Below are 13,840 nucleotides of genomic sequence, written 5' to 3'. Positions count from 1 at the left end.
GTTTGGGATTTAAACGGGCGCAGGATCTGGTTGGCCGGTCCGATCTGCTAAAGCAAGTCGCCGCGTTCGAGCAAATCGATTTGCAGGATATTCTGCGTCCGGCGCCGCTTCAGTTTATTTCGGGCGAAGCCAAATCAGCGTCCAATATTTCCTCGTCCGACATCCTGGCGCTTGCTTCCGGCGCCGATACCGCGCAATGGTATCCGGAGTCGCTTCGCTTCGCCGAACAATTGTCGCAAACCTGGTCGCAAGCCACCGCCGAAAGCCGGATCATCGGCCCGCGTTTTTCCAGCCATCGGGTGCGCGACCGTTTTAACAACCAGTACAACGACCTGCCGACCGTTTCGCTGCTGCTCGACAAAGGCTCGGTTCCCGGCAACGGCCTGGCAGCCTTCAATGCGAAAGGCGTGGACATTACCGTGCACGGCGGGGCGGAAGACGGCGTGGGAAAAATGGCGTTCGGCGGCAAGATCGCCGTGCTGAAAGCGCCCGGCAAAACCGGGGCGCTCATTAACGGTTCCGTCGGAAAATCGTTCGCTTACGGCGCGCAAAAAGGGCTGTTCCTCATCCAGGGCAACGCCGACTCGCGGGCTTGCATCCGGCTTTCCGGCGCCGACATTGTCTTTGGCGGCGAAATCGCCGCGCCGTTGCAAGACGAATTGGGCTGCATCGCCGCGCGGGCAAATCTGAAAGGCTTTGCCTTTGAATATATGACCAACGGACGCGCCGTGGTGCTGGGCGATCCGGGTCCCTGGATTTGCGCCGGCATGACCGGCGGCATCGTCTTGCAGCGCCTGCAGCCGGAAATGGGGCTCGACGAAACGGCCCTTAAGCGCCGCATCGCCAAAGGCGCCAAGGTAAAAATCGCCGCGCTTGACGAAAACAGCAAAAAAGATCTGCAGGAACTGTTGGGCGCCTATATTGCGGAATTGCGCAACGCCGGCCAGCAGGAGGCCGCCGAGCGCGTGCAGGCGCTGCTTGCGCAGCCGGAAAATCATTTCGTCTGCATCGTTCCGACGACGATGCAAGCCGACCAATCGGTTGCGACCGAATAGCCGGGCAAAGCAACCGAAACAACGCCAACACTTTCAAACATTGGTTAACATCACCCCAAAAAATTTTAAGCCGGGCTCCCGGCCGATGGCAATTCCCGAATCAACTCCTGATGAATCCGGCCGTTGGTGGCCACAATGTCGCCAACTGCCAAATCATACGGGGCGCCGGAAATATCGCTTGTGTTGCCGCCCGCTTCGCTGACCAGCAACACGCCGGCAGCCACATCCCAGGCGTGCAACCCCCGCTCCCAAAAGCCGCTCAGCCTGCCCGCCGCAACATATGCCAGTTGCAGGGCGGCGGAGCCCGCCGTCCGAATACTGCGGACTTTCGGGGTTAACATTTGGATATCCCGCACGTTTAGCGGCAAGTCGCGCTCCGTATCCGCCGGAAAGCCGGTCGCCAACAGGCTCTCGGACAATTTTGCCGTTTTGGCGACCGATATCCTTTTCCCGCCGACATATGCCCCCTGTCCTTTTTCGGCAACAAACATTTCATCGCGGTTCGGATCATACACAACCCCCGCAATGATTTGCCCGTATCGCGAAAGGGCGATGGACACGGAGAAAAAGGGAAAGCCGTGCACGAAATTGGTCGTGCCGTCGATCGGGTCGACAATCCATACGTATTGGCATTCCTTTGCCTCCCGGGCGGTCCGCACAACGCGCCCCGCGCCGATATCCGCCCCTTCTTCTCCCCATATCGCATGATCCGGATAATAGGTCAAGAGCAATTTGCGGATCATCGCTTCCGCGCCTTTGTCAATTTCCGTCACCAAATCGCGGCTCGACCTTTTCGTTTGCAGCGAAAGAAAGCCGCCCATTCTGCTTTTGATCCACTGTCCCGCCTTGGACGCCGTGCTGACCGCGGCTGCCGTAAAACTTTTCTCGCATTCTATTTCCAATTTTTCCGTTTCTTTCATTCGCGCTTCTCTCCTTGTTCCAGCCGGTTCGTCTATTTATACGCTTGCTAAGCTGATCATATTAATAGAATTTTACGCAGCCGGGCCAAGCAAGTTTCGCCTATTTTCGGCAAGCGGCAATAACCAATGGCGTTTCGCCATTGGTTATTCGCATAATCGCATCAAGTTCATTTTCCGCACATCATTCTTTTTTCGACCAATACATTTCGTCCGCCAACGAGGTCAGCACGCGCGATTCTTCATCGGTCAGCTTGCGGATAAGATCCATTTCCACCTTGGTGACCTCTTGGCCCTGGAAATTGATTTCGGCGATCGAAGCCGTAATTCGCACGATCGCAATCGCTTTGTTGTCGGGAGTATAGGCGATGACATGCTCGCCGGTGGGGTAAACGCGAAAATGCTGTTTGACCATGGCTGTTTTGCCGTATTCCAATAAATCATGCAGTTCCTGTTCGTTTTTAAACTTGCAAACCGAGTTAAATTCCGATTGAAACCCCATTTTGATCACTCCTTAAACTTCGAATCCATATTGGATTTTCTGTTTATCATTGTACCGTTCCAACGCCAGCCGAATCAACTCGTCGATCAGCTCCGGATAAGAAATTCCCGATTGTTTCCACAACAGCGGATACATGCTGAAGGGAGTAAATCCGGGCATCGTATTGATCTCGTTAATCAGGAATGCTCCGTCGGCTTTGCGCAGAAAGAAATCCACGCGGGACAAGCCGGAACCGTCAATTGCCCGAAAAGCGCGCACCGCCAAATTGCGGAGTGTATCCGTCTGTTCAAGGGTAAGCTCGGCCGGAATGATAATCGCCGATTTTCCGTCGATATACTTGGCCTTGTAGTCGTAAAAATCGCTGGATGGCCTGATTTCACCCGGCACGGAAGCTTTCGGATCTTCGTTGCCCAAAACGCCGACTTCGATTTCGCGGGCGTCAACAGCTTCCTCGACGATAACTTTGCGGTCGAAGCGAAGCGCCGTCGCCACCGCTTCCAGCAATTCGGCGCGATTTTTCGCCTTGGAAATGCCTACGCTGGAACCCAGATTTGCCGGTTTGACAAAGCACGGGTAGCCTAAAGACACCTCAATCTCCATTATATAGTAATCTTTGTTATGTTCCCACTGGAATCGGGTAAAATGCCGATACAGGCATTGCGGCAGGCCTTCCTGGGCAAAGATTTTTTTCATTGCCACTTTGTCCATGCCCACGGCGGATGCCAGCACTCCCGCGCCGACATACGGAATGCCGACCATTTCAAGCAGCCCCTGCACCGTGCCGTCTTCGCCGTAAGTGCCGTGCAACAGCGGAAACACAACATCGAGGCTAAGCCCCGACGCGCTGCCGGTTTTAGCTGGCGCTCTGTCTTCTCCCGTACCGGAGAGGTATATTTGCGGCAAAGCCGCTTGCTTTGCGCGCCCGGCGGCAGGCTTAAGCATCAATTCTTCCTTCGTGTTAACCGGGGCTTCAATCTGCGCGCCTGTGTTCCATTCGCCGGTTCGCGTAATATACAGCGGCACGATTTCATATTTTGCCCGATCAAATGCATTGATGACGGAAAGCGCCGTTGCCAGCGAGACATCATGTTCACCCGACCTCCCGCCGTAAATAACGCCTACGCGAATTTTCCCGCTCATATAAACCTCCGCATGATGAATTAAAAAACGTCGGAAATTCGAAAAAACTTGTACATCGTCCGTTCTGTCCAGGCATACGAATCGCGATAATCCCAATAGCGATGAAAGCTGTTAACGGTATGGGCGTTGACAAGCGGCGCGCCATCCGGTGCAAATGAAGTGACGATAACCGAATGCTGGAACCGGGAATCTCCATCCCAGTCGTAGGCAATTAAATCGCCGATATCCAAATCGTACGGGGAATGGACGATTTGCGCCCGCAAGCCGGAGCGGCTTACGCTCAAGTAACGCTGCAGCTGATGGGCTACGGACCAACTGTAACTCCACAATTCCCGCCCGCCAACCCTGCCTTTATACCACCAGCCCGTGTCTCTTGTTCCAGTATAGTTCATCGGAGCGCCTCCTGCAAAGAGACACTGGGAGATAAAATTCGAACAGTCCACTTCCATATCGGCAAAATCCGGGTTGCGGCCGTTCCACCACCTGTCGGCGTACCATTTGGCCTTTTGCCGGTCATATGATTTCATCCGCCCGCCAGCGAACACAGATTGGTTTAAATAGGGAACGGAAACCGACTTTTGTTTGCCGCCTTCTTCCCGGTCGTTCTGCCGCTCGATTGCGCCATTCGGGCGTTCCGGCATATGCAATTGCCTGCGCTCCGACATGTCGGCGGATACCGAAACGATGCGCCATTTCGCACCGTTTTCCGCAATCCTGATTTTTTCCGTTTCCACGCGATATTCCGTATATGCATCATAAACAAAAGCTTTCGTAAGCTCCAGATAAACCTCCACCTGCGAAGCGCCGCCGGAAACATGCTTGAGCTTGCATCTGGTCTCCCACGTGGCCGGGCGAAAGCGCCGCGCCATATGCGCTTCCTTTATGCGCGCAAGCCTTCTGTTTTGCATGGCGATATACCGGTCGTCGGTTAAAAACGGCAATAGCGGGTCAATGGAATAATCCGCTTCCATCCGATTGTGTTGTTCAACATATTGGTATAAAAGTGACTTCCAGGTCCCATCCATATTCGCTCTCCCCCGCAAAAAAAGAGTTGCCGCCGCCCTCGCTCAACTATATGAAAAAAGCGGCGAAAAGATGCCCAAATCGCTTTTTTTGCCGTTGCGGGAACCGCGGCTATTTACGATTGCAGCGGAAAATTGTATACTTAATTAGGTATTCAAAAATGAAATTTCGTTTCATCAAATGAAACAAAGTCTTTTTCTACAAGGAGGTTCACCTATGCCAAACAGCGACTATAAGCAAGCCAAAACGACATTGACAGTTGGCGGCAAAACGTTTGCTTATTACGATGTGGAGAAATTTGCCCGGCTGCGAAACGGCACGACGGCCCATTTTCCTTTCTCCATCAAAGTGCTGCTGGAGTCTGCCATCCGCCAGTTTGACGGACACGCCATTACTGATGACCACGTTCAATTACTTGTGGATTGGGCAAAAAGCAAAGAACATACCAAAGAAATTCCCTTTATCCCCGCCCGCATCGTGCTGCAAGACTTTACAGGCGTGCCGGCCGTCGTCGATCTTGCCGCCATGCGCGCCGTTATCAATCGGTTCGGCAAAGATCCGAAACGCATCAACCCGCTTGTTCCCGTCGATCTGGTCATTGACCACTCCGTCATGGTCGACACCTTCGGCACGGAGGACGCGCTGGAAACCAACATGGCTTTGGAATTCCAACGCAACGGGGAAAGATACCGGTTTTTGCGCTGGGCGCAAACCGCTTTTGACAATTTCCGCGTAGTGCCGCCCGGAACGGGCATTGTTCACCAGGTTAACCTTGAATATCTGGCCACGGTGGCCACGCCCAAACAAATCGGCGACGAGACGATCGTATACCCGGATTCCCTTATCGGCACAGACTCCCACACCACCATGATCAACGGCCTGGGCGTCGTCGGCTGGGGCGTCGGCGGAATTGAAGCGGAAGCCGGCATGCTGGGCCAGCCGCTCTATTTCGTGATGCCGCAAGTGGTAGGCTTCAAGCTGACCGGCAGTCTCCCCGAGGGCGCGACCGCAACAGACCTTGCGCTTACCGTAACGGAACTGCTGCGGAAAAAAGGCGTTGTCGGCAAGTTTGTCGAATTCTACGGGCCCGGCTTAAGCAACATCAGCTTGGCAGACCGTGCCACAGTCGCCAATATGTCTCCCGAATACGGCGCAACGATCGGCTATTTCCCTGTCGACGCGGAAACACTCAACTACTTGCGCGCTACCGGGCGCAGCGAAGAGCAGGTCGCGCTTGTCGAAGCTTACTACAAAGCGCAGGGCATGTTCCGCACCGACAGCACGCCGGCGCCGCAATTTACGGATACGGTGGAACTGGATTTGTCCACGGTCGTTCCCAGCTTGGCGGGCCCGAAACGTCCGCAGGATCGCATCGACCTGACCAATATGAAGCAAGCGTTTAACGAAATTGCCCGCAGGCCGATCGAAAAAGGCGGGTACGGACTTTCCGAAGAGAAAATCAATCAGGTCGTCGACATCCGGCATGCCAACGGCCAGACATCCAAAATGGGCACCGGCGCGGTGACGATTGCCGCGATCACCAGCTGCACGAACACTTCCAACCCAAGCGTTATGCTTGGCGCCGGCATTGTGGCGAAAAAGGCGTCCGAACGGGGGCTGAAAGTTCCGGGCTATGTAAAAACCAGCTTGACGCCCGGCTCCCGGGTAGTGACAGAATACCTGGAAAAAGCGGGCCTTCTCGAATCTTTGGAAAAGATCGGCTTTTACGTAGCCGGCTACGGATGCGCTACTTGTATCGGCAACAGCGGCCCGCTGCCTGAGGAAGTCGGCAAAGCCGTAGAAGACAACAACATGACCGTAGCCGCCGTCTTGAGCGGAAACCGCAACTTTGAAGGCCGCATTCACTCCCAGGTTAAAATGAACTTCCTTGCTTCGCCGCCGCTTGTGGTTGCGTATGCCCTGGCAGGCACCGTCAATATCGATTTGTCCAAGGAACCGATCGGTCTTGACAAAAACGGCCAGCCTGTTTATCTGAAAGACATTTGGCCTACATCAATGGAAATTCAGGAAGCGATTCGGGAAGCGGTCGATCCGGAAATGTTCCGCACCAAGTACCAGGACGTCTTCCGCGCAAACCCGCGCTGGAATGAACTGCCCGTGCCGGAAGGGCAACTGTACGAATGGGATAAGAACTCCACATACATTCAGGAACCGCCGTTCTTTGACGACCTGACACCCGAATTGGCGGACATTACGGAAATCAAAGGCGCAAAAACGCTTGCGCTGCTGGGCGACTCCATCACGACCGACCATATTTCGCCCGCAGGCAATATTGCGGCCGGCGGGCCGGCAGGCAAATATTTGCTGGAGCGCAACGTAAAAAGATCGGAATTCAACTCGTTCGGCTCCCGTCGCGGCAACCACGAAGTGATGATGCGCGGAACTTTCGCCAACATCCGCATCCGCAACCAAATCGCTCCCGGCACCGAAGGCGGCGTCACCACCTATTTCCCGACCGGCGAAGTGATGCCGATCTACGACGCCAGCATGAAATATCAAGAGCAAAAAACGCCGCTTGTGGTCATTGCCGGCAAAGAATACGGCACCGGCAGCTCGCGCGACTGGGCGGCCAAAGGCACCTACTTGCTCGGAGTGAAAGCCGTAATCGCGGAAAGCTTTGAACGCATTCACCGCAGCAACCTGGTCGGCATGGGCGTATTGCCGTTGCAATTTGCCGATGGCCAAAGCTATAGCTCGCTCGGCATTACCGGCAGAGAGACATTTGACATTCTCGGTCTTAACAACGATATAAAACCGGGCCAGACGATCAAGGTCAAAGCGACGCGCGAGGACGGATCAACCTTTGAGTTTGCCGCAATCGTCCGCCTCGACAGCGTGGTCGATGTCGAATACTACCGCAACGGCGGTATTTTGCAGACCGTTTTACGGCAAATTATGAAAGACTGAGCGAAATTATTCGGCAGATGCGCTGCAGGCGCTTTGCATGTTGGAACCGTCCGACAGACATATCGGACGGTTTCTCTTTTTATCCGCGCCAGCTCATAAGAGTGTAGGAGCGTCCTTCTCCTACCGTGCCTCTTTGTCCTCTCTTATTTTTCGATCTTCGATATTGATTTTCCCCATCTCGCTCCAGACAAACCAATTCTCATCTGCTGTAAAATCATCTCCTTTGGATAAAAAAAAGTAGAGGAGATCGCTCCCCCCTACTTATCCAAATAGTTCTTTCCAAATGTCTGGCCACAGTTTCCATCAAGTGCCCGGCAGTTCGTCCGTCACCGCCAAACGTTTCAGCTTTTCGTTCGCCTCGATCAGTTCCTTTTGCATTTTAAGCAGCTCATCGTTGCGCAAGTGCAGCGTTATATTTTGCTTGTGGGTTTTTTCCAAAAGGGTTCGCAGTTTGGTGACGTCGTTCATTAAAATAATGCGGCCGATCCAATCATTTCTGGAGTTATAGATGGGAGTAATGCGAAACGCCACATGGCGCATTCCATCATTTCGCAGTTTCACTTCAAATTGCAGTAATCGCGTTTTTTCCGTGGTAAATCGTTCGACGTAAGATGGATGGAGGTCGTCCGCGTCCTTCAAGTACCCCGGCAAATCGAAAAAGCGGTCCTTTTGGGCATAGCCGAAACGTTTTGCGCTATCATTCAGATCAATGACCAGATCATGCCGATCCAGGACGATTACGCCGGCCGGCATATGCCGAACGACGTTTTCCCTGGCGATCGAAACGACGCCGAACGCGTTATACCGCATAATCGCCAGCATGAAGCAGAGTACGGAAAGCATGATCCCGATCGACAGCATGCCGGGAACAACCAAACGATCACCGGCGTACAATACATTCAAGACGACGTCGGCAATGGCAAAAATAACCAACAGAAGCAACCCGGATAAAAATAATGCGGCCTGTTTTTGAATTGCTTTTCCTTCAGGCCTGCGCAATGAAGTCGTTAACAGCGAAGCGGAAGCGACGGCGTACCCGAGAGCCACCGCGACAAACACCCAGAACAGCGGCCCGTAATCCCGAATTTGATAAAAGCCGTCTACCGGTTTCATAAACCATTCCCCGGGATTGGCGACGGCGACAACACCCGCAACGACCGCGGGAATCCCCAAAACGGCGATATGTTGTTTTTTCATTGAATTTAAACGTTTAGTAAAAAATAAAGAAAACAATAACCAACCGTATCCGGTCAGGGATAACCCCGCAAACGCCAATTTTACATAAATGGACTGCACAAACGGATTATCCATTAACGCCAGTGTAAACTGGCTGAGCGGCCACAGCATCATGCAAACATGAAACCACAAATAAACTTTGTGCAACGGGTTCATGCTGCTAGCCGCAATGAAGCATATCATGACGAACAGCAAAAAAAGAAAAATACCAAAGTCGAGCTCAATTTCGCCCATTAATTCTTCACCCGCATTTCATATTTATCGAATTAAATTACCCATTCTGTTGGCAGCATCAATGATTATTTGCGCACACCCCCTCATTTTCTCAAGTGTCCATCTGTTGGAAGGCCCGGATACGGATAATGCCGCAAACAGCTTTTTTTGCCTGTTGAAGATCGGAGCGGAAGCGGCGGCAGCGCCAACTTCACGTTCCTCAACGCTGGTTGCCAGCCCATGTTGGCGAATTTCGGCCAATTGCTGCAAATATTTGCGCTTGTCTATGCTCTCCGGCCAATCCGGGCTATTCATGATGGCTTCGATGCTTTCCTGTTCGGCGAAAGCCAGTAACACTTTGCTGGATGCCCCTACATATAACGGCAGCCTGGCGCCGACTTGGGCCACCCTCCTGATCGCTTGTTTGCTCTGAACGGCTTGAATACGGATACGTTCATTTCCTTCCCGCACATACAGCGTAATCGTTTCTCCCAATTCGTCGCGCAGCCTTTCCATTTCCGGCAGCAGCAAAACGGCAGGATCGTCCGCATGGTGAAGATTGGCCGCAAGTTCCCAAATGCGGTATCCCAGCCGGTATTTTTCCGAATCGGGGTTGCGCTTGATAAATCCTTTGCCTTCCAATGACGCCAATAAACGATGCACGGTGCTTTTATGCAGCGAAACTTTGCCGGCAATTTCCGTGAGACCCAATTCCGGCGATTCCGTAAATGCCAATAAAATGTCAAGAGCGCGTTCCACAGCGCGAACAGTCAATTTTTGTTCTTCCAAGAAGCTCCCTGCCTTCTAGTTCCGCATCATGAAACCTGGTTCCCTTAGTATACATTATTTTTGCAAAATAAGTAAATATGAGAAAGCAAAAAAAAGAAAATAATTACAAGGGTTACATGTTTATTACAAATGTAAGCGCCTTCTTGACGATCTGCGCAATTGCCGTTTACGATAATAATACGCCTTTGTAATACGGGCTATCCCGGCATCTCAGGATTGCACCAGGAGGGATACGATGAATTCTGCCGTCCGTACCGGACATCAGTTGGAAATCCGCGACCAGGAAAACGCCTGCGGCAAACTTGCCGCCCGGATGATCAAAGGAATCGGCTGGATTGTGTGCGCTTTTGCCGCTGCGCTGGTTGTGGCAACCGCCTTGTTTGCATGGATTGCCTGGTCGCTTACCCATCCCGCCATCGCGCCGCTTTCGGCAAATCCGGCGCAGGAGCTGGGGGCCCCCTATGAAAATATCCGGTTTCATTCCCGGACAAACAATCGTCTGCTCTCCGGCTGGTATATTCCCGGAAACCATTCGACCAAAACCGTTGTTTTTTCCCACGGATACGGAACAAATCGGGAAGAGCCCTGGATTCCGCTGTGCCGCCTCGCCAATGCGCTCCATAAAAGCAACTATAACGTATTCATGTTTGATTACGGCTATGCCGATCAACGGCAAAAATTCGCGGTAACCGCCGGCGTAAAGGAAAAAGGAGATTTATTGGGCGCGATTGCGTATGCCAGAAGCCGGGGCGCAAAACAAATCTTTGTTTGGGGTTTTTCGATGGGGGCGGGTACGGCTCTGCAAGCCGCATTAATAGACAGTCATGTGGACGGTATGATACTGGACAGCACCTTTTTGCTTGACGAACATTCGCTGGCTTACAATCTGAAGCGGATCTTGCACCTTCCGGCATTTCCTTCGGCGCGGTTGTTAAGCTTTTTGTTCCCCTATATCGCCGGATTTGACATGAACGAAATTCATGCGCAGGACATCATCTCGCACGACTATTCGTTTCCGATTTTCTTTATCCACGGCAAAAAAGACCGGAAATCTCCGTACAAACTGTCGCAACAGCTTTACGCCCGGCAAACAAACCCTTATTCCCGCGCATGGTTTCCCGCAAAACGCGGGCACGAGATGACATTCCGTTTTCAGCCAAAGGAATATTTGCGAAAAACGCTCGGATTTTTAAAAGCAATCTCCGCGTCGTCCGACACGCAAGCTTAGAACGGCCCGCTATCCTTTGATGAGCGACATGAATTCGGAACGCAACGCGGCGTCATTGCGAAAATATCCTCTAACTGCCGAGGAAACGGTTTTGCTGCCGTATTTTTTTACGCCTCGCATACACATGCACAAATGCTCCGCTTCCACAACCACCATCACGCCTTGCGGATCGAGAATCTCGTCAATAATGTCGGCAATTTCCGAAGTAATCCGCTCCTGAACCTGCAAACGGCGGGTTACGGCATCGACAAGTCTGGCGAATTTGCTCAATCCGGCAATTTTCCCGCTCGGGATGTACCCGATATGAATTTTGCCGAAAAACGGCACCATGTGATGTTCGCAGTGGCTGTAGAAAATAATATCCTTTACGATCACCAACTCTTCATGCTGTTCATCAAAAGTTACACCCAGCACATCGCGCGGGTCGACATCATAGCCGGCGAATACTTCCTTATACATGTTTGCCACGCGTCCGGGCGTTTCCAGCAACCCTTCGCGCCCCGGGTCCTCGCCAATCAACCGGAGAATTTCGCGAATATGTTTCTCAATCTCTTCCCGATTCCTGGCAACGCTTTGATTTGTATATTCTTTAACTCCAGCCATCGGACCTACTCCTTTGCTTGTCTCATACACAGGGTTTAATTATAACAAAGTGCCAAAAAGAAAAAAAGCGACATAACAGGCACTTATTAATAAGTACTATCATATTGGATTCAATATAAATTTTCAAATGGCAAAAAAAATCGTCCGGCGAAAATCGCGCCGAACTACGCCCGTTCTCCGGGCGGTTAAATGGATTTTACCCAATTAATTACAGTGGCGGTCGCAGTTGAGTTGCATTCAGTTGGATTTCATCCAATTATTTTACCTGAAATCAAATAAAGATGCCGGAATTCGCCCAAATTTGTTGGATAGAATCCAACTAAACGATTACCGGCTAAAGCCGGTAGGTTCACTTTTTGGCGACTGAAAGCCGCCTATCCAGGCTAAAGCCTGCTGAATAGCGTTCCGTGGCTAAAGCCATCTAAAGCTTGTCGACGAAAACTCGGTCGGTTTGCCAGATTGCAACCTTTTACCCAACTCGCAACCATAAACCCAACTTGCAACCTTTAACGGTCGTGGGAGAGCTTATTTTGCGCAAATTGACCACTTTTCGATTGTAACGGTCGTGGATGAGCCTATTCTGGCATTTTCCCTGATATTCGGGCATCGGAACGACAATTAGCGTCCGCTGCGACCGTTACAATTTCAAATCAGCCTTTTTTCGGCAAATAGCGTCTGCTGCGATCGTTAGCGTTTGGCAGGGAGATAAGCCCCCGTTTTGCGTTAGGCAGTGAGATTTGAAACTAAATCAAAAAACCTGAAGATTTTGTCCGCCAAACTAGCGGAACTTTTTGTTTTTCAACATTTGCTGTACCTGGTTCAATTGCTTGTTGTTGATGTTATAGCCCATTTTTTTGGCCATTTGCTTCAACATCTCCGGGTTATTCTGCATTTTTTCCAGTTGTTTGCGCAAGTAGTACACGCCGATGAAGAAGCCTGCCACCGCGCCAATTATAAGTGTCAATACGGGGATTGCGATATCCCAGCCCATGTGGTAACCTCCAAAATTTACGATTCAAACGTCAGCCTTCTTTCGGCTACAGGACCGCTTCGATAAAAACGGTCGGATTGCGGGCCAGATCGACTTCTTTGGCCTCATACTGATTGTCATTCCGCTTGAAAACCCTCACCACGGGTCTTCCTGGCAATCCGCGGTGCTGTCCGACCACCACGCCGGTTTCTTTCGTGGAAAGCTTGACCGACGTTCCGGTCGGGTATACGGATACCGTTTTTAGAAAATGCAGCACGTATTCATGCTCCAACGTAACGCCCGCCAGCGCGGAAATCCGTTCGCACGCTTCATGGGGCAAAAACCTTTTTCCATGCGAAAAGCCTGAAATCAAATTGTCATACAGGTTCGCTATTGCCACAATTTTGGCGAAGGCGTGGATTTTGTCGCCGTTCAGTCTTCGCGGAATGCCATTCCCGTCGATCGTTTCATGGTGCTGCAAACAGATGTGGGAGATCAGCAAGCTGTATTCCCGCTTCGTTTTCAGCAGTTCAAAACCGCGCCACGTATGATGCTCTTTGCTTGTCTCCGGGCCATCCTCTTCACGGCCGACTTTGCCGATATCATGCAAAAGCGCGCCAACCGCCAAATCTTTCAACTGCGCCGGGCTGAAGCCGGCATTGATGCCGATTAAAACCGACATGACACACACATGCAAGGCGTGCACATACATTTCATTGTCATTGGAGCGGATTTCATTCAATTGGGCAAGAAGATGCTTATTCGCCATCAGTTCATCGAGCATCCGGTCGACGCTGACGGAGATGCTCCTGGTATCAAATTCCTTGCCGGAGCGAACCGCGTAAAATGTTTCACTCATCTTGCTGATTACAGCCATTTTGGTTTTTTCGGAAACGACATCTTCAATGACGACGTCGTCAAAACGCTCGTCTTTGATGAAAATCATCGTGACGCCGATCCGTTTAAGCGTATTGATGAGCGGTACGGTAAGCTGCGAATTTTCCGCCAAAAGAGTTGTCCCGTTTCCCGTAAAAATCGATTTGCCCAGACGCTGCCCCGGCTCCACCGCTTCAATGCTGACAAATCTCATGGCGTCACATCGCTTTCTTTCTCCAGATTCAGCAAATACCTTTTGATCGAGAGACCGCCGCCATACCCCACCATATCGCCATTGGCCCCAATCACGCGATGGCATGGGACGATAATCGGGATCGGGTTTTTGTTGTTTGCTCCCCC

Annotated in this window: 13 protein-coding genes; 3 read left to right on the top strand and 10 right to left on the bottom strand. The window is 51.7% G+C overall.

Annotated elements, in window-relative coordinates; genetic code table 11:
* A partial coding sequence (locus tag VF260_05530; protein HEX7056643.1) for a glutamate synthase occupies nucleotides 1–1,055 on the top strand: 1,055 nt, incomplete at its 5' end.
* Between the two features lie 65 nt (nucleotides 1,056–1,120).
* Here VF260_05530 and VF260_05525 read toward each other — a convergent pair.
* The 4 genes from VF260_05525 to VF260_05510 all read right to left on the bottom strand — a co-directional run bounded on the left by VF260_05525 (nucleotide 1,121) and on the right by VF260_05510 (nucleotide 4,639).
* Nucleotides 1,121–1,975: an inositol monophosphatase family protein gene (locus VF260_05525; protein HEX7056642.1), complete on the bottom strand. Its 855-nt coding sequence runs from the start codon at nucleotides 1,973–1,975 to the stop codon at nucleotides 1,121–1,123.
* Between the two features lie 181 nt (nucleotides 1,976–2,156).
* Nucleotides 2,157–2,474, bottom strand: coding sequence for a hypothetical protein (locus VF260_05520; protein HEX7056641.1), 318 nt, complete (start codon nucleotides 2,472–2,474; stop codon nucleotides 2,157–2,159).
* 12 nt (nucleotides 2,475–2,486) lie between these two features.
* Complete coding sequence (locus VF260_05515) at nucleotides 2,487–3,614, bottom strand: D-alanine--D-alanine ligase (protein HEX7056640.1); 1,128 nt, start codon at nucleotides 3,612–3,614, stop codon at nucleotides 2,487–2,489.
* 20 nt (nucleotides 3,615–3,634) lie between these two features.
* Nucleotides 3,635–4,639 carry an amidase domain-containing protein gene (locus VF260_05510; GenBank protein HEX7056639.1) on the bottom strand — a complete coding sequence of 335 codons (1,005 nt, stop codon included), beginning with the start codon at nucleotides 4,637–4,639 and terminating at the stop codon, nucleotides 3,635–3,637.
* 214 nt (nucleotides 4,640–4,853) lie between these two features.
* Here VF260_05510 and acnA point away from each other — a divergent pair, with 214 nt between their 5' ends.
* Nucleotides 4,854–7,565, top strand: coding sequence for an aconitate hydratase AcnA (acnA, locus tag VF260_05505; protein HEX7056638.1), 2,712 nt, complete (start codon nucleotides 4,854–4,856; stop codon nucleotides 7,563–7,565).
* Between the two features lie 303 nt (nucleotides 7,566–7,868).
* Here acnA and VF260_05500 read toward each other — a convergent pair whose 3' ends face one another.
* Together VF260_05500 and VF260_05495 are read right to left on the bottom strand one after the other, a co-directional pair.
* The gene (locus tag VF260_05500) at nucleotides 7,869–9,035 is read right to left on the bottom strand and encodes a histidine kinase N-terminal 7TM domain-containing protein (GenBank protein ID HEX7056637.1); all 1,167 of its coding nucleotides are present in this window, start codon (nucleotides 9,033–9,035) and stop codon (nucleotides 7,869–7,871) included.
* Nucleotides 9,036–9,059: 24 nt separating this feature from the next.
* A complete protein-coding gene (locus VF260_05495) occupies nucleotides 9,060–9,803 on the bottom strand; it encodes an IclR family transcriptional regulator (GenBank protein ID HEX7056636.1) in 744 nt (247 codons plus the stop codon).
* A gap of 235 nt (nucleotides 9,804–10,038) precedes the next feature.
* Here VF260_05495 and VF260_05490 point away from each other — a divergent pair, with 235 nt between their 5' ends.
* Entirely contained in the window at nucleotides 10,039–11,031 is a 993-nt protein-coding gene (locus VF260_05490; protein ID HEX7056635.1) for an alpha/beta fold hydrolase, read from the top strand.
* A gap of 9 nt (nucleotides 11,032–11,040) precedes the next feature.
* Here VF260_05490 and folE read toward each other — a convergent pair whose 3' ends face one another.
* The 4 genes from folE to VF260_05470 all read right to left on the bottom strand — a co-directional run.
* Entirely contained in the window at nucleotides 11,041–11,634 is a 594-nt protein-coding gene (gene folE, locus VF260_05485) for a GTP cyclohydrolase I FolE (GenBank protein ID HEX7056634.1), read from the bottom strand.
* 778 nt (nucleotides 11,635–12,412) lie between these two features.
* Nucleotides 12,413–12,625 carry a YneF family protein gene (locus VF260_05480; protein HEX7056633.1) on the bottom strand — a complete coding sequence of 71 codons (213 nt, stop codon included), beginning with the start codon at nucleotides 12,623–12,625 and terminating at the stop codon, nucleotides 12,413–12,415.
* A 46-nt stretch (nucleotides 12,626–12,671) separates the two neighbouring features.
* A complete protein-coding gene (locus VF260_05475; GenBank protein ID HEX7056632.1) occupies nucleotides 12,672–13,694 on the bottom strand; it encodes an HD domain-containing phosphohydrolase in 1,023 nt (340 codons plus the stop codon).
* On the bottom strand, nucleotides 13,691–13,840 hold a 150-nt coding region (locus tag VF260_05470), incomplete at its 5' end, for a methylated-DNA--[protein]-cysteine S-methyltransferase (protein HEX7056631.1). The genes VF260_05470 and VF260_05475, both read right to left, overlap by 4 nt.

The organism is Bacilli bacterium (assembly GCA_036381315.1).
Classification (GTDB): Bacteria; Bacillota; Bacilli; order Paenibacillales; family KCTC-25726; genus DASVDB01.
This window is presented reverse-complemented; position numbering and strand designations above follow the sequence as displayed.

Bases quoted from the DNA above. Each gene is read 5' to 3' on its own strand.
- VF260_05490 (HEX7056635.1), top strand. From the start codon at position 10,039: ATGAATTCTGCCGTCCGTACCGGACATCAGTTGGAAATCCGCGACCAG.
- VF260_05515 (HEX7056640.1), bottom strand. From the start codon at position 3,614: ATGAGCGGGAAAATTCGCGTAGGCGTTATTTACGGCGGGAGGTCGGGT.
- VF260_05480 (HEX7056633.1), bottom strand. From the start codon at position 12,625: ATGGGCTGGGATATCGCAATCCCCGTATTGACACTTATAATTGGCGCG.
- VF260_05525 (HEX7056642.1), bottom strand. From the start codon at position 1,975: ATGAAAGAAACGGAAAAATTGGAAATAGAATGCGAGAAAAGTTTTACG.
- VF260_05475 (HEX7056632.1), bottom strand. From the start codon at position 13,694: ATGAGATTTGTCAGCATTGAAGCGGTGGAGCCGGGGCAGCGTCTGGGC.
- folE (HEX7056634.1), bottom strand. From the start codon at position 11,634: ATGGCTGGAGTTAAAGAATATACAAATCAAAGCGTTGCCAGGAATCGG.
- acnA (HEX7056638.1), top strand. From the start codon at position 4,854: ATGCCAAACAGCGACTATAAGCAAGCCAAAACGACATTGACAGTTGGC.
- VF260_05510 (HEX7056639.1), bottom strand. From the start codon at position 4,639: ATGGATGGGACCTGGAAGTCACTTTTATACCAATATGTTGAACAACAC.
- VF260_05520 (HEX7056641.1), bottom strand. From the start codon at position 2,474: ATGGGGTTTCAATCGGAATTTAACTCGGTTTGCAAGTTTAAAAACGAA.
- VF260_05500 (HEX7056637.1), bottom strand. From the start codon at position 9,035: ATGGGCGAAATTGAGCTCGACTTTGGTATTTTTCTTTTTTTGCTGTTC.